Source organism: Patescibacteria group bacterium (assembly GCA_041659765.1).
Taxonomy (GTDB): domain Bacteria; phylum Patescibacteriota; class Patescibacteriia; order UBA9934; family UBA9934; genus JAGORL01.
The window spans coordinates 697,932-711,882 of the sequence record JBAZXR010000001.1 but is presented as its reverse complement, the minus strand read 5'-3'; the positions used below and the strand labels follow the sequence as shown (position 1 = coordinate 711,882).

General features: G+C 51.1%; 19 protein-coding genes and 3 tRNA genes. 20 read left to right on the top strand and 2 right to left on the bottom strand.

Translation table 11 applies throughout. The features are described from left to right. On the top strand, positions 1-495 hold the full coding sequence (locus WC813_03830; protein ID MFA5947126.1) for a hypothetical protein: 495 nt from the start codon (positions 1-3) through the stop codon (positions 493-495). Here WC813_03830 and WC813_03825 read toward each other — a convergent pair. Together WC813_03825 and WC813_03820 are read right to left on the bottom strand one after the other, a co-directional pair. After that, positions 464-1,177: a thioredoxin domain-containing protein gene (locus WC813_03825; GenBank protein ID MFA5947125.1), complete on the bottom strand. Its 714-nt coding sequence runs from the start codon at positions 1,175-1,177 to the stop codon at positions 464-466. The two genes, WC813_03830 and WC813_03825, sit on opposite strands and share 32 nt — an antisense overlap. A 63-nt stretch (positions 1,178-1,240) precedes the next feature. Further along, a tRNA-Leu gene (locus WC813_03820) sits at positions 1,241-1,325 on the bottom strand. 87 nt (positions 1,326-1,412) lie between these two features. On the opposite strand from WC813_03820, the gene WC813_03815 reads away from it, so the two are divergent. From WC813_03815 to prfB, 19 genes are all read left to right on the top strand, one after another. Next, a tRNA-Val gene (locus WC813_03815) sits at positions 1,413-1,489 on the top strand. A 1-nt stretch (position 1,490) separates the two neighbouring features. Next, positions 1,491-1,566 (top strand) — tRNA-Ala (locus WC813_03810). 70 nt (positions 1,567-1,636) lie between these two features. Continuing rightward, complete coding sequence (locus tag WC813_03805) at positions 1,637-1,879, top strand: hypothetical protein (GenBank protein ID MFA5947124.1); 243 nt, start codon at positions 1,637-1,639, stop codon at positions 1,877-1,879. A 15-nt stretch (positions 1,880-1,894) separates the two neighbouring features. Then, positions 1,895-2,440: a methyltransferase domain-containing protein gene (locus tag WC813_03800; protein ID MFA5947123.1), complete on the top strand. Its 546-nt coding sequence runs from the start codon at positions 1,895-1,897 to the stop codon at positions 2,438-2,440. Positions 2,441-2,482: 42 nt separating this feature from the next. Next, positions 2,483-2,887, top strand: a complete 405-nt coding sequence (locus WC813_03795; protein MFA5947122.1) for a hypothetical protein — start codon at positions 2,483-2,485, stop codon at positions 2,885-2,887. 1 nt (position 2,888) lies between these two features. Continuing rightward, a complete protein-coding gene (locus tag WC813_03790; protein MFA5947121.1) occupies positions 2,889-3,245 on the top strand; it encodes a YraN family protein in 357 nt (118 codons plus the stop codon). Between the two features lie 2 nt (positions 3,246-3,247). After that, positions 3,248-3,580 carry a hypothetical protein gene (locus tag WC813_03785; GenBank protein ID MFA5947120.1) on the top strand — a complete coding sequence of 111 codons (333 nt, stop codon included), beginning with the start codon at positions 3,248-3,250 and terminating at the stop codon, positions 3,578-3,580. A 4-nt stretch (positions 3,581-3,584) separates the two neighbouring features. Next, the gene (locus WC813_03780) at positions 3,585-4,019 is read left to right on the top strand and encodes an HIT family protein (GenBank protein ID MFA5947119.1); all 435 of its coding nucleotides are present in this window, start codon (positions 3,585-3,587) and stop codon (positions 4,017-4,019) included. Between the two features lie 65 nt (positions 4,020-4,084). Beyond that, positions 4,085-5,332, top strand: coding sequence for a transcription termination factor NusA (nusA, locus tag WC813_03775; protein ID MFA5947118.1), 1,248 nt, complete (start codon positions 4,085-4,087; stop codon positions 5,330-5,332). A 2-nt stretch (positions 5,333-5,334) separates the two neighbouring features. Next, entirely contained in the window at positions 5,335-6,117 is a 783-nt protein-coding gene (locus tag WC813_03770) for a YidC/Oxa1 family membrane protein insertase (GenBank protein ID MFA5947117.1), read from the top strand. A 60-nt stretch (positions 6,118-6,177) separates the two neighbouring features. Next, entirely contained in the window at positions 6,178-7,194 is a 1,017-nt protein-coding gene (locus tag WC813_03765; GenBank protein ID MFA5947116.1) for a lysylphosphatidylglycerol synthase transmembrane domain-containing protein, read from the top strand. Further along, positions 7,184-8,083: a hypothetical protein gene (locus tag WC813_03760; GenBank protein ID MFA5947115.1), complete on the top strand. Its 900-nt coding sequence runs from the start codon at positions 7,184-7,186 to the stop codon at positions 8,081-8,083. The genes WC813_03765 and WC813_03760 overlap by 11 nt, the downstream gene beginning before the upstream one ends. Next, positions 8,080-9,399 (top strand): O-antigen ligase family protein, encoded by a 1,320-nt coding sequence (locus WC813_03755; GenBank protein ID MFA5947114.1) that lies wholly within the window; start codon positions 8,080-8,082, stop codon positions 9,397-9,399. Before WC813_03760 ends, WC813_03755 begins: the two co-directional genes overlap by 4 nt. 57 nt (positions 9,400-9,456) lie before the next feature. Then, positions 9,457-9,861 (top strand): hypothetical protein, encoded by a 405-nt coding sequence (locus tag WC813_03750; protein MFA5947113.1) that lies wholly within the window; start codon positions 9,457-9,459, stop codon positions 9,859-9,861. Positions 9,862-9,963: 102 nt separating this feature from the next. After that, positions 9,964-10,266 (top strand): co-chaperone GroES, encoded by a 303-nt coding sequence (locus WC813_03745; protein ID MFA5947112.1) that lies wholly within the window; start codon positions 9,964-9,966, stop codon positions 10,264-10,266. Between the two features lie 83 nt (positions 10,267-10,349). Beyond that, positions 10,350-11,972, top strand: coding sequence for a chaperonin GroEL (groL, locus tag WC813_03740; protein ID MFA5947111.1), 1,623 nt, complete (start codon positions 10,350-10,352; stop codon positions 11,970-11,972). Between the two features lie 124 nt (positions 11,973-12,096). Continuing rightward, positions 12,097-12,333, top strand: coding sequence for a hypothetical protein (locus WC813_03735; protein ID MFA5947110.1), 237 nt, complete (start codon positions 12,097-12,099; stop codon positions 12,331-12,333). Between the two features lie 84 nt (positions 12,334-12,417). Continuing rightward, complete coding sequence (locus tag WC813_03730) at positions 12,418-12,825, top strand: hypothetical protein (protein ID MFA5947109.1); 408 nt, start codon at positions 12,418-12,420, stop codon at positions 12,823-12,825. A gap of 10 nt (positions 12,826-12,835) precedes the next feature. Then, the gene (gene prfB / locus WC813_03725) at positions 12,836-13,945 is read left to right on the top strand and encodes a peptide chain release factor 2 (GenBank protein MFA5947108.1); all 1,110 of its coding nucleotides are present in this window, start codon (positions 12,836-12,838) and stop codon (positions 13,943-13,945) included. The last annotated feature ends 6 nt before the right edge of the window (positions 13,946-13,951 follow it).

Sequence of the window (13,951 nt, the reverse complement as noted above, 5' to 3'; positions counted from 1 at the left end):
ATGAAATATACAATCGAACAGCAAGTGTGGGTAGGCCTCCGGTTTGTTATGGGCTTTATGTTTTTGTGGGCATTCGTTGATAAGCTATTCGGTTTAGGGTTTGCCACAGCGTCAGGCAAGGCCTGGCTTGACGGTGTCTCACCGACTAAAGGATTTTTAAGTCATTCGTCTGGTTGGTTTGCTAGTTTCTTTCAGAGCCTTGCTGGTTCTCCAGTCGTCGACGTTCTCTTTATGGCTGGTCTGTTGCTTGTTGGGCTCGCGCTTATACTAGGAGTGGGAATGAAAGTGGCTGGGTGGAGTGGTGCTTTGATGGTGTTTCTCATGTGGATGGCTAAGTTCCCGCCAGTTCAGAACCCAGTAATTGACGACCACACAGTATATATCCTGGTCCTCATTGGCTTGGCGGTTACAAACATAAAGCCCGGCCGGATTTTTGGTCTCGGCCAGGCTTGGGCTCGTGTTTCTATTGTGAAGAAGTATCAGTGGCTTGAGTAGGGTCGGGGCTAGCCACGACCGTACTTGCCGCGAGCGCGTCATCGATCACCTTCTTAAACGCTGCGTAACCGTTGGGACTGTCGATTGAACTGCCATTCAGGAAGAAAGTAGGCGTGCCGTTGATCCCAGCCTTAAGGCCCCCTTGGTAATCCTTAGTCACGGCCGACTTGCTCTCGCTGCTGTTCATGTACTTCTCAAATTCATCGACTTTCAGACCGAGGGACGAAGCGTATTCTTTGAACTTATTGCGGGGATCTTGAATGTCAGACCACTCTTGTTGTTTGCTGAACAGGATCTCCGCGTATTCAAAGAACTTGTTTTGCTGGCCGGCGGCTTCAGCAGCTCGAGCAGCTGTTTCTGCGTTTGGATGCTTGCTGTAAATGGGGAAGTGGCGATAAACGAAACGAACCTGATCCGTATATTCCGCCATGAGCTTTTCAACGATCGGTGCGTACAGGCCGCAGGCCGGGCACTGGAAATCTGAATACTCAAGGACGGTGACCTTAGAGTCCAGCTTGCCCGCCACATGGTCAGTGGAGAGGATCTCGCTTGTTAATTGGGCGCCAGTTTTTGTGTTGTCCTGGAGCGTTGCCACTAGAACAAGTATGCCAAGCATCGCCACAATCCCTACCGCCCAGGCCACAATTACCCCTACCTTCTTCATCACAATTTGTTTGTCCATAGTTTGAAAAGGGTAGCACAGCACCATAAAAAACAAAACGACCTCCGTTAGGAAGTCGGTTTGTGGTGCGGATGGAGGGACTCGAACCCTCAAGCCCGAAGGCACACGCCCCTCAAACGTGCGCGTATACCAATTCCGCCACATCCGCATGACGATTGCCGCAACACTATACTGAAGCTGATTCCTCTTGGCAAGCAATGCCCTTTCATGTACGATAACGCAGGTTTTAGAATACGGACGCTTAGCTCAGTTGGTTAGAGCGACTCGTTTACACCGAGTAGGTCGAGGGTTCGAGCCCCCCAGCGTCCACCACGGGCCCTTAGCGCAGCTGGTAGCGCGTTTCCATGGCATGGAAAAGGTCAGCGGTTCGATCCCGCTAGGGTCCACCACAAGAAGAGGTCTCCATGTGAGATGTCTTTTTGTTTTTGGGGTACAATGCTTGAAGAATATTGCAAATGTATGATTACACGAATTTTAATTGGAATTGCTGTTGCTCTTGCAGGGTGCTTGATTGTGTGGAAGACCCAGATTATGTTGGACTCCGTTGGTCCGATTGAATGGGCAGAGAGGAATCTGGGTGGGGGAGGATCTAGACTTTTTTATAAGCTGTTAGGGGTTGTCATAATTCTTATTGGGTTCATGGTGATCACGAACTTGTTTAATGACATTGTTGGGGGAGGCATTAAGTCTTTGTTCGGTTAATTGATACAGCTTTCTATGGGGGGAAGTGCTTTTCTTAATCCGGAACAGCTCATGGACGCAGGTGGCGTTCGTTTTGGGCATCACGTGGCGGATATTGGTACCGGGCGCACTGGCCACCTCGTTTTTCCTCTCGCTGGGCGAGTTGGTGAAGAGGGCAGGGTCTATGCAGTCGACATTGATCCCGAGTGTGTACAGATGGTGGAAAGTCTCCGCCGAACACGGGGAACGCAAAACATTCATCCGGTGTGGGGTGATGCAGAAGCGCAGGGATCGCTGGCTATTCCTGAGGAATCACTCGACGTTGCATTCCTTGTGAATGCGCTTTGGTCCATGAAACAGCCGGTGGAAGTTGCTCAAGAACTCGGTCGCCTGATGAAAGATAGCGGTCGCATCTTTGTGATGGACTGGCGTCAGAATGCGCTGCACCCCTTGGCTCCGCTCGATGAATATCGACAGCATCCGGAGCTCGTAGATGTGTCTTTTGCAGAAGCAGATTGGTATCCCGCATATGAGGTCCGAATCACCCCGCATCATTGGGCTCGGGCGTACGAGCGACTGTAGGATTGACGACCACCTGTCTCGGAGTTACCATCTGGCGAAAATATGTCCCAACTTTTGACCTTGCATTTCTGGTTTAATCCGGCTCCAGTAGCCATGGGCGCGGCGTTTTCCTACGGTTTCTTTGTCTTCTTTGCGCTCTTCGCTATCACGGCGGCTGTCCTCCGGATAGTTTCCAAGCGAACGATACGCGATGTGTATGACAAACAGGCCTTCCGTATGGCCGGCAATATGGCTGCTTGGTTGACGGCTTTTGGCTTCCTCTGGCTTTTTTGCTCCTACGAAGAAATTCAGGTGTTTGGCGTTCGTGCCTGGTTTCTTCTTTGGGCGCTTTTGTTCATCGCTTGCGCCGTTAGAGTCTTCGTCTTTGTTCGTAAAGCGCCCGCACTTCGTATAAAGAATGCCTCAAAGTCGTCGGTGAACCAGTATCTTCCTCGCCGATCCCGCTAATGTGACCGATATCCGTCGTAAGAAGGGGGACGACGGTGAAGTCCTGGCGGCAGAATATTTAGCCAAGAAAGGTTTTGAAATCCTTGATAGACAATACTTAACTCGGTTAGGTGAAATCGATCTTGTCGCCCGTGATGGCGGTGAGATCGTTTTTGTTGAGGTGAAGGCGCGATATGGGTTAGACTTTGGTCACCCGGAGGAATCCGTCACGCCAAGCAAGCTCCGCAAGATTGCCAACACGGCTGAGCTCTATATTCGCGAAAAGGGCATGATTGACGCCCCGTTCCGTATTGACGTGATTGCGATCAGACTAGACCTGTTCCCACCCGAAATCGTCCATCTCGAAAACGTGTACTAGCTATGAATGACTTTTCCTCTTCTTGGGAGCTTGAACTCCTTGAGAACCCCGACGCGCGGTTCGCCGAGATTGCTCGGGAGCTACCGCCTGGCGGAAAGTTTTCGTTTATCACGTTGAATAAAAATAGTGTTCAAGTCTTTTTGCAGCGATATAAAACACCTCTGCCGTGTAAGGCGAATGACCTCAAAACCCTTCGCAAGCTCGCCCAAAAATACGGCCTCATCCCCGTCGTCCTCCGTTTGAAAGATGACCCAACGAACACATCACTCTTTTCAAAGATCCCCTGGTCTCTCAGCAAGCCCCACATTGTGGGGGTGTTTCAGAAAGTTTCCTAACTTTATGGACTGCGTACTCTGCGATGTCTTGCATTCACATAAGGATTCCCAAGTCCTTTATGAGGATGAACATGTTTTTATTGCGATGAACATTGAGCCGGTGAAAGACGGCCATATTATGATTTTACCGGTGCGCCACGCAAGAACTATGTCGGACCTGAATCAGGTCGAGGCAGCTGCGTTTCTTTCTGCATGCGACAAAGCCATGACGATCGTCGAGAAGTTATATGGCGACGAGGGGCCAATGTGCATGATCAACGGCTGGAAGTACCGGAGTCAGGAACATTTTCACGCGCACGTCCTGCCGAGCAAAAACAGCTTGCGAGATTTGTACGTGGCCGCCGAAGGCACCCCGCTTCGTACCAGACTTGATCGTGAGGTGTTGAAACAAAAATCCGATCAACTCCGGTCGCACTTCACTAGCGATTTGCCCTCCTAGAAAACTCATGCTATTATCTCTGCATAGAACTCGGCTGATTGCCGGGTTCGTTGCTTAAATAGACTATGTCCAGCCCAATAGAACAAGCCATTAGACAGATTTGTGAGGAGAAAGGACTTTCTTATGAATCGGTTATTGAAACGATCGAGTCTGCACTCGCCGCGGCGTACCGCAAGGATTTCGGCGATAAGTATCACAACCTGGAAGCGGAGTTTGACCCGGAGACGGGCGGAGTTCGTGTTTTTGACGTGAAGACGGTGGTTGAGGATATTTCGGAAGAAGAACTTGAGGAGGTTCGCAAGAAAGAAGCTGAGGAGTCGGCTGCCCGTGAAGCTCGCCGCGCTTTGGGCGAATATACCCCAGCGATCGAAGAGGTCTCGACCGAAGAGAAACCAAAGTACAACCCGAAGACGGACGTCATGCTTTCTGAGTCCAAGATTTTGAAGAGCGGTTCTAAAGTAGGGGACATATTGCGAACCGAGCTGCCAATTCCTGGCGAATTCGGCCGTATGGCTGCCATGACTGCCAAACAGGTCATCACGCAGAAGTTGCGCGAGGCAGAACGCGAAATTATTTTCAACGAGTTTAAGGGTGTTGAGGGGACCGTTATCGTTGGCACTGTGCAGCGTCGCGAGGGCCGCATTATCCTGGTCGACATTGGCCGCACCGCGGGCATCTTGAAGCCAGAAGACCAGATGATGACGGATCGCTATCGCACCGGCGACCGCGTGAAGGTCTACGTTCGCGAAGTCTCCCTTGGACCCCGTGGCCCACAAATTCTCCTTTCCCGTACGCACGAGGCTCTCGTAAAATACTTGTTCGAGGTTGAAATCCCAGAAATCGCCGAAGGTTCGGTCATCATTAAGGCCATTGCTCGTGAGGCTGGCGCTCGCACCAAGATTGCGGTGACTTCTAGCGATGCGCAGATTGATCCGATTGGCGCGTGTATTGGTCAGCGCGGAACCCGCATTCAGACGATTATTGCGGAACTCGCCGGAGAGAAGATTGACATCATTGAGTGGAGCGAGAATATTGCTAAGTTCATTGAGCAGTCACTCGCCCCGGCCAAGATTCAGGGCGTCCAGGTGAATGATGACGAGAAGCTCGCTACCGTTATGGTGGTTCCTGAACAGCTCTCGCTCGCTATTGGCCGCGGTGGACAGAACGTTCGCCTTGCAGCCCGTTTGACCGGCTGGAAAGTGAACATCCAGGAAGTCACGCCAGAAGGCGCACCCGTTGCACCCGTCATCCCCGAGGGCGAGGTGCCAGTTGAGGGAGCCCCGGAAGGAGTAGAGACCCCCAACGTTGAATAACTATGATCGGCGAAATCTTCACGGCAGTTCTTTACCAGCCGCTCTATAACCTGCTCATCTTTATCTACGGCGTTGCGCCGTGGGGCGGGCTTGGACTCGGTATCATTATCATGACGATTGTTGTGCGCCTGGCGACCATGCCGCTCACGTATAAGTCGATGCGTGCCCAAAAGGAGCTGCAGGAGATTCAGCCGAAGATTGAAGCTATCAAAGCTAAATACAAGGGCAAGCCGAACCAGGAAGACATGGCCAAGGAGCTCATGGGTGTCTATAAGCTGCATAACGTGAATCCGTTTGCGTCATGCTTGCCGACCATAATTCAGCTTGTGGTTTTTATTTCACTCTTTCATGTGCTTTCCGCAGGCATGAAGACGGTCGATGTAGGCATACTCTACCCATTCGTCCGTGATCCGGGTGTGATCAGCCACATGTTCCTTGGCATGAACCTGAGTGTGGTTTCTATTCCGCTTGGTATCTTGTCCGCCGCCATGCAGTACCTGCAGGCCAGGCAGATGGTAGGCAAGCGACCGCCCAAGGCCGTGCTTCAGGGCCCAGAAGGTTCGCAGGCCATGGACGAGGACATGACGGCCACGATGAACCGAATGACTCTGATCATGCTCCCTATTATGATGTTGATCATGGGCGTGACCACGCTTCCAGGCGGCACGACGCTCTATATCTTTGTGAGCGCCCTCATTACCTACGGAATCTACGAGTTTTTCCTGAAACCGCCCGCTCCGAGCGGTCCGGTGGTGGAGGTCCTGCCGGCTCCGCCCAAAACCTAATCACAGACATCCCCCGAGGCTCATCTGCTTCGGGGGATTTGTGTTAGAATGCCTCTGTCTATGGCGGTTAAACGAAAAATCTTCAAAACAGTACTCTTCATCCTTGGGCTTTTGGCCGGTGGCGGGCTTTTCTTTTTTCTTTTGTGGCGCACTGGAATCTCTAACGTGATAGATAGCTTGCTGGCCTTCGGTATCCTGCCTCTCCTGCTTTATTTCGGTATTTCTATTTTGAATTTTAGTCTTTATTCATTGCGTTGGAAGATTATTTTAGACGCGATGTTGCCAAAAGGGGAGCGGGTTTCCTATGGCAAGATGTTTATGAATCGTATGAGCGGTTTTGCGGCTGGTTATCTGACGCCTGGCGCTCAGGTGGCTGGCGAACCTATCCGTGTAGCTATGCTGTTGGCCGACGGCGTGTCAGGAAAAGTGGCAACTGGTTCGGTTGTGCTCGATCTTGCTTTTGAAGTGACAACATTCGTGATTTACGTGGCCCTCGGTCTAGGTTTTGCGCTGACTCATGGCTTGGCGAATAGCAGCGGCGTGACTGGTTCGATTATTTTTATTTCTGCCCTGTTGATTATCTTAATTGGTTTTTTTGTAATGACTATTCGGGGCGGCGGTTTTTTTCACAAGCTCATGAGGGTCTCGCAACTTAGCCGTATTAAGACCATTAACAATCTAGAGCATTGGTTGATTGAGACGGAAGCGCTGATGAGCGAATTTTTCGTTGGGCGATTAAAAGTTGTAGCTACAGTCGTGGGTCTTTCTTTCATCATGGCCATGTTTAAGGCGGTTGAAGCGATTTACATTGCTCATTTCTTGGGCGTAAACGTTAAGTTGTCCGATGCGTTCCTGATGAGTACCCTGCCTGGTGTTTCGCTCCTCCTGCCAGTTCCCGCTGGACTCGGTGTTTATGAAGGAAGTAATGAGGCGATGTTCTCGGTCCTTGGTTTGCCTATAAACGCTGTCGCCTATACGGTTATAATCCGCATGCGAGATTTTGTGTTCATTGGTATAGGTGTGACCTACGCCATCATTCATAGTGAGAGGCTGGTGACGAGACGTTATGGGAAGTGACCTTGAAACGTCTATCCTGCGGACAACCGCTTATTTTTCCTACTTTTCGTATCCGTTGACTGCTTTTGAACTTTGGAAGTGGCTGCTTAATCCAACCTTGCCGTATTCATACCGCGAAGTGCTTGAGGCACTCCAAACTTCTGAGTTTCTTGAGAAAAAACTATCTCGAGCTTCCGGTTTTTTAGGCTTCGGAGATGTTACCTCACAGATCAATGATCGCTCCCGCCGGCTGGTGAATGCTTTGCAGAAGTACGCTACAGTATCTAAGTATCTGGCGTACCTTTCTCGTCTGCCGGCGATCCAGGGGGTAGCCGTCTGTAACTCGCTCGCTTTTCACCACACCACGAATGAGAGTGACATTGATTTATTTATTATTACTAAGCCCGGCCAGACTTGGACAGCTAGATTTTTAGCAGCCGTACCATTGATTTTATTTCGACGGCGTCCTGGCGAAGCTAAGACGGATCCAATTTGTTTGAGTTTTTTTGCCTCACAATCAGCTCTTAAGCTAGCTGACGTACGCATTGGCGAGCAGGATCCGTATTTAGCCTTCTGGTCTATGACCCTCATGCCGCTTTTTGATCGATCTCTCTGGCAGAGGCAATTCCATGAGGACAACCGCTGGGTTGGCGAGTACTTGCCAAACGCGCATGGAGTGAAGCGGGCTCGCGCTTTCCGGGTTAATGAACGTAGACTATCTCTGCCTAGTGTTTTGTCGGAAAAACTGTTGAAAAAAGTACAGGAAGACCGTTTGCCAAGACACATGAGGGCTATGATGAACATAGATACTCGAGTCATTGTTACGGATGACATGCTCAAGTTTCATGATAGAGATAGCCGCGAAGAAATTAAACTCGCCCTTGACGAGCGAATGAATGCCCTCATATGAAAATAACCAAAGCCCACTACTTCACTCTCCTGATAACGGTTTTTGCTTTCCTTTTGCCCTGGCAAACGCGTTATATCTTTGGTGCCGCACCGATCGGCAACCTGGTAGGCGAGTACGGCATCATGAGCGTGTACGCCACCGAGCTCTTGCTCGTCGTTGGCCTTGCGGTTGGTTACACCTGGCTCGGTTTTCCAAAATTACGCCAAGAAAATCGTCCGCCGGCTATCCGGGCCCTCATTTTGATCGGGGCTGCACTTGTGAGCGTATTATTTTCGACGCGTTTGTCTTTGTCGCTCGCGCAGTTTATTCATGTTGGCGGTGCGTTGGTGTTCTTCTTAGCGCTGCTTGATCCTAGGGTCGAGCTTAAGAAAGTACTTCTCGGTTTAGCTTCTGGCCTGGTCCTGCCACTAATCCTTGGGGCTATCCAGGTTCTTACGGGCTACTCGGCCTCAAGTTCTATTTTTGGACTTGCTACCCGTAACGCTGACCACCTGGGCGACTCGGTTATATCTCTCGCGGACGGGTCGAGAATGCTCCGGGCATACGGCAGTTTTTCCCACCCCAACGTCTTTGGCGGATACCTGGCGGTTGGGACTGTGGCCGCGGGGACACTTTGGTATCATGCCCGATCGCTCCGTTATCGGTACGCTTACGCGGCTCTGGCCATCATCCTGCTTCTCGGTCTTTTTCTGACAGCGTCGCGCTCCGCAGCGCTTGGCCTCGCTCTCGGGACGGGCTTGTCGCTCCTCGTCGTGCGGATGAAGAGTGTCGCGGCTGCCAGAATCGCCGTCATCCCTATCGCCGTGTTCGTTATCGGCGGAGCACTCGGGTTAACGATCTTTGCTCCAGGGGTTGCCGCTGATACGCGTGGCGGGGGAGTAAATGAGACGAGATCGATCGAGGAACGCGCGGCACAGTATGTTGAGTTCGGCAACGTCGAAAAGAAATCTTCACCACTTCAGGTGCTCGTTGGTCACGGGGTTGGAACCTACACATTTGAAGTGGCCAAAATCTTCCCTGGCCGTGACGTCTTTGCTTACCAGCCCGTTCACTCCATGCCTCTCCTCGTATTCTTCGACGTCGGCATAATCGGCTGTATCTTGATCATCGTTTGGCAGACGACTATCGATAAAATGAACTTCGCTCGCTTCCCAAAGCGTGACGCCGTCTCCGCTTTTGCCATGGGCAACGTGGTCCTCGTCATTCTCTTCTTCGATCACTACATCTGGTCCTCCTGGTCCGGCCTCGCGCTCATTGCGTTTGTCATGGCCTTAACAGTCAGAATGGGCGAGCCAGAGCATACGGACGTTAGTTAAAGTGCTTTAGTCTTTGCCGAAAAAGCACGTTTCCGTTAAGCTCCGTTTGGGGGAGCTATGTATTTTTTACATAAGGATGGCATGTGGTTGCCGGTGCCGCTCGGGCCTGGGGATAGGTTAGTGATTGATGGTCGGAACCATCTTTTTTGGGGAGTGAAGCGATTGCCGGGTCCAAAAAGGATTCGCACCGATTCATTTCGTGACGTAGCCATGGGACTGCTTCAGCCGAACTGGAAGCGACTGTGGATGAGTACGGCCGAGGGTGAGTATAGATATCCTCTGAAGTTGCCGGCTTCAGTGGAGAGCGTGTTTGACGGAGCTGACCCGTTAGCCTTTCTGGTCAAAGAGTTGGGCCAGGTAGTGCTGGGTGAGGGCGATCTCCGTTGGGAGGAAGACTCAGACATTGGCCGAAAGGTGCTCAAACAGAGATCGTTCTGTGCCTTCACTCGCGTGACTCCGTGACCCTCTTTGCGCCGAGCTCAGAGGGTTTTTCTTTTTCAATTTGGCAGACTTGACATTGGACTGCTAACAGAGCAAAATCGCTTCGTATTTATTTACCAAACTATGAAATTGCGACCTCTCGGGAATCACGTGATTGTTGAGCCAGCTCTTAAGGAAACTAAGACCGCTTCCGGCATCATCATTCCGGACACGGCTGAGAAGGAGCAGTCCGATCGCGGCACGGTGATCGCTATTGGTCCCGGCAAGCTGACAGATCACGGTGCTCGCCAAGCAATCGACCTCGTCGTCGGTGCCCAGGTGCTTTTTAAGAAGTGGGGAAAGGAAGAAGTAGAAATTGAAGAGAACGGGATGAAGAAGAAGCTGCTCGTTGTATCTGCTGATGATTTGATTGCGGTGATCGAATAAGAGTAAAACGTAAAGTTTTAAAGTATTAAAGTTTCGGGATGGCTTTAATACTTTACGCTTTAACACTTTAATCTGTTGTACTTATGCCAAAGAACATTACTTTCAAAGAAGACGCTCGTTCAAAGATTAAAGCCGGTGTCGATAAACTCGCAAACGCAGTGAAGGTCACCCTCGGTCCCACAGGTCGCAACGTCATTATCGACCGCGGCTTTGGCGCGCCAATGGTGACGAAGGATGGTGTAACTGTTGCCAAGGAGATTGAACTCGCAGATAAGCTCGAGAACCTTGGCGCAACACTCGTAAAAGAGGTTGCTTCAAAGACGAACGACGTAGCCGGTGATGGTACGACGACTGCTACCGTGCTCGCACAGGCAATCGTGGAAGACGGTTTGCGCGTCGTCACTGCCGGTGCGAACCCCCAGGCTTTGCGTCGAGGAATCGAGAAGGGTGTTTTGGCGATTGTTGCGAAGATTAAGGAGATTTCTGTGCCTGTTGCTGGCGATGCCATTAAGCAGGTGGCTAGCATTTCCGCGAATGACGCCGAGCTCGGTGTCATGATCGCTGAAGCGATGGCCAAGGTTGGCCAGGACGGCGTGATTACCGTTGAGGAAGGAACCTCTTTCGGTATCGAAGTCGACGTCGTGGAGGGTATGCAGTTCGATAAGGGCTACGTGACGCCTTACATGGTGACTAATGCTGAGCGCATGGAAGCTGAGTATGGCGATGTACCAGTGCTCGTGACTGACCAGAAAATTAGCTCTATCCAGGACCTCGTGCCACTCCTCGAAAGCATTGCCAAGACCGGCAAGAAAGACCTTGTCATCATTGCGGAAGATGTAGAGGGCGATGCTTTGTCCACTATCATCGTGAACAAGCTCCGCGGTGCGTTTAACATACTCGCCGTGAAAGCCCCGGCTTATGGCGATCGTCGCAAGGCCATGCTCGAAGATATCGCTGCAGTCACCGGAGCAACCTGCATTTCACCAGACAAGGGCATGAAACTTGAAGGCGCAGGACTTGAAATTCTCGGTCGGGCTCGCCGTGTGGTGTCGACCAAAGACACGACGACAATTGTTGAAGGTGCTGGCAACAAGCAGGTGATCGCTGACCGCGTGTCGGCTATTAAGATGCAGATCGAGCAAGCGACTTCAGATTTCGAAAAAGAAAAGATGCGCGAGCGCATGGCCAAGCTGTCCGGTGGTGTAGCAGTGATTCGAGTAGGTGCCGCTTCAGAAGTCGAAATGAAAGAAAAGAAACATCGCATCGAGGACGCAGTCGCGGCAACAAAGGCTGCTATCGAAGAGGGAATCGTCGCGGGAGGTGGAGTTGCCTTGATTCGCGCAAAAGAAGCGCTGAAGGGCTTGAACTTGGTTGGCGACGAAAAGCTCGGTGCCGATATTCTCGACAAAGCACTCGAAGCTCCCATCAGACAGATTGCTGAGAACGCCGGCAAAGAAGGCGGTATAGTGGTTGAACACGTAAAAAACGCCTCCGGCAACATGGGCTGGAACGCCGTTACGGGCGAGATGTGCGACATGGTCGCTATGGGTATTGTTGACCCAGCCAAGGTCACTCGCTCAGCCCTGCAGAACGCTGCATCAGTAGCCGTCATGATCATCACGACCGAGGCCGCTATCACAGAGATTCCAAAGGACGAGAGATCCGCACCAGGCGGAGCTCCGGGAGGCATGGGCGACATGTATTAGACCCTGACGCTAGGAAGGGTGTAGAGGTAGAGCTATTGGATTCAGAAATGGACGGGGCGCAGGCCTCGTCTTTTTCGTTGACAAAAGTCTATCCCTAACGCACTCTCCTGATCGGGAGGTGCTTTTGTTGTCTGCATTTCTTGGGGCGATTTGGGATTTCATGACTGACACCGGACTCACTGAAGAGGAGATTCTAATCCTACAGCTTGGCCCGATGACTGAGCGCGAGGCTCAGGGTGGATCCTCAGACGAAGACGAAATCGATCGGCGGCTGCAGCGTTGGGGTGAGGAGCGGTATCGGCAGATCCTGCTTAAGGTTAAAAGGGACGAGGTAGCGCGAGCATCCAACTGGTTCACGTGACGACTTTTCACTCGTTTCGCCTTCATAGCCACCAGGCGTTGAGGGCGTTTATTTTTGGAAAAAAGTATGGTGTAATAAGAATATATGGAACTCTCCAAACAGGAATTCATTGAAATCCTCGACGCGCGGTTCAAACAGAGCAAGGAAGAAACCGTTGAACTTTTGGATGCTCGGTTCAAACAGAACAAAGAGGAGACTATTGAAATCCTTGACGCTCGATTTAAGCAGAACAAAGAGGAAATTAAAAGTGAACTAAAACATGATTTTAAGGAGTTGATTGTTGAGGCTGTTCATGAGGAGGGGAAGCTTATCGTAGATCAAATGCGATCCGAGATTCACGCTTCAGAAAACAGACAGGACGCGAAAGCGGAAGCGATGGAGAAGCGAATAATCGAGAATGTCTCTAATCTCGTAGATATCGGAATTATTCCTCAAATAGAAGAACACGAAACACGCATTGTTAAGCTTGAACAAAAGACCGCGCTAGCTTAAGCTGTGGGGCATGTCCCACTTGGATAACCGCATTTCTGCGCTCGAAGAACGGCTGCAACAGGCCTGGGATGCTTTGCGACTCGAAGAAACGAGAGCGCGGTCGGCAGAGATTGAGGGAATTATGGGCGAGGCGAGTTTTTGGAATGACCAGAAACAGGCTCGCACTATTTCGCAGGAGGGGAGCGAACTGAAGAAGGAGCTGGAACTGTGGGACGGTTTTAAGAAAGACTTGACCGAGCTCGACGAACTCGTGAAATTGAATGAAGCAGAAGGGGACGAGTCAATGAAGAAGTCCGCGGATGAGACACTCGAAAAACTTGAAAAGCAATTCTCGGAGATGGAGTTTCAGATGTTGCTGTCGGGGGAGTTCGATACCCGTAATGCCATCTTGTCGTTCCATGCTGGCGCAGGAGGAACGGATGCGAACGATTGGGTCGCCATGCTTTTGCGCATGTATTCCAAGTTTGCTGAGGCACACGGCTGGACGGTGGAGGTTCTCGATGAATCACGTGGTGAAGAAGCGGGATTCAAGAGCATTACGATCGCTATTCATGGCAGATTTGCTTACGGCTGGCTCCGCAGCGAACATGGCGTGCACCGCTTAGTGCGCATTTCTCCTTTTGATGCTGAAAAAATGAGGCATACTACCTTTGCTTTGGTCGAAGTACTTCCCGAGTTCGGTGAAGTCGACGAAAAGGCTATTGAGCTTGATCCCGAGGATTTGCGAATCGATACGTTCATGGCCGGCGGAAAGGGTGGACAGAGTGTGAACACTACCTACTCGGCCGTGCGTATCACGCACATTCCGACGAACACCGTCGTTACCTGTCAGAACGAACGTTCACAGCTGCAGAACCGAGATACAGCCATGAAAGTGCTCAAGTCTCGCCTGTATAAGCTCATGGTGGAGGCTAGAGCAACAAAACTCTCGGACGTGAAGGGCGAGCACAAGACGGCTGCCTGGGGAAACCAGATTCGCTCCTACGTTCTGCATCCGTATAAAATGGTGAAGGATCATCGGACGGATATTGAAACGGTGGAGGCTGAGAGTGTCTTGAACGGCGAACTGAAGATGTTTATGGAGGCGTATCTGAGAAAATCAGTAGAAGGTAGAAAGTAGAACGTA

Excerpts from the sequence above, each read along its gene's own strand:
- prfB (MFA5947108.1), top strand. The coding sequence starts at position 12,836 with ATGTCCCACTTGGATAACCGCATTTCTGCGCTCGAAGAACGGCTGCAA.
- WC813_03730 (MFA5947109.1), top strand. The coding sequence starts at position 12,418 with ATGGAACTCTCCAAACAGGAATTCATTGAAATCCTCGACGCGCGGTTC.
- WC813_03780 (MFA5947119.1), top strand. The coding sequence starts at position 3,585 with ATGGACTGCGTACTCTGCGATGTCTTGCATTCACATAAGGATTCCCAA.
- WC813_03765 (MFA5947116.1), top strand. The coding sequence starts at position 6,178 with ATGGCGGTTAAACGAAAAATCTTCAAAACAGTACTCTTCATCCTTGGG.
- WC813_03795 (MFA5947122.1), top strand. The coding sequence starts at position 2,483 with ATGTCCCAACTTTTGACCTTGCATTTCTGGTTTAATCCGGCTCCAGTA.
- WC813_03745 (MFA5947112.1), top strand. The coding sequence starts at position 9,964 with ATGAAATTGCGACCTCTCGGGAATCACGTGATTGTTGAGCCAGCTCTT.
- nusA (MFA5947118.1), top strand. The coding sequence starts at position 4,085 with ATGTCCAGCCCAATAGAACAAGCCATTAGACAGATTTGTGAGGAGAAA.
- WC813_03785 (MFA5947120.1), top strand. The coding sequence starts at position 3,248 with ATGAATGACTTTTCCTCTTCTTGGGAGCTTGAACTCCTTGAGAACCCC.
- groL (MFA5947111.1), top strand. The coding sequence starts at position 10,350 with ATGCCAAAGAACATTACTTTCAAAGAAGACGCTCGTTCAAAGATTAAA.
- WC813_03805 (MFA5947124.1), top strand. The coding sequence starts at position 1,637 with ATGATTACACGAATTTTAATTGGAATTGCTGTTGCTCTTGCAGGGTGC.
- WC813_03770 (MFA5947117.1), top strand. The coding sequence starts at position 5,335 with ATGATCGGCGAAATCTTCACGGCAGTTCTTTACCAGCCGCTCTATAAC.
- WC813_03755 (MFA5947114.1), top strand. The coding sequence starts at position 8,080 with ATGAAAATAACCAAAGCCCACTACTTCACTCTCCTGATAACGGTTTTT.
- WC813_03800 (MFA5947123.1), top strand. The coding sequence starts at position 1,895 with ATGGGGGGAAGTGCTTTTCTTAATCCGGAACAGCTCATGGACGCAGGT.
- WC813_03760 (MFA5947115.1), top strand. The coding sequence starts at position 7,184 with ATGGGAAGTGACCTTGAAACGTCTATCCTGCGGACAACCGCTTATTTT.
- WC813_03830 (MFA5947126.1), top strand. The coding sequence starts at position 1 with ATGAAATATACAATCGAACAGCAAGTGTGGGTAGGCCTCCGGTTTGTT.
- WC813_03750 (MFA5947113.1), top strand. The coding sequence starts at position 9,457 with ATGTATTTTTTACATAAGGATGGCATGTGGTTGCCGGTGCCGCTCGGG.
- WC813_03825 (MFA5947125.1), bottom strand. The coding sequence starts at position 1,177 with ATGGACAAACAAATTGTGATGAAGAAGGTAGGGGTAATTGTGGCCTGG.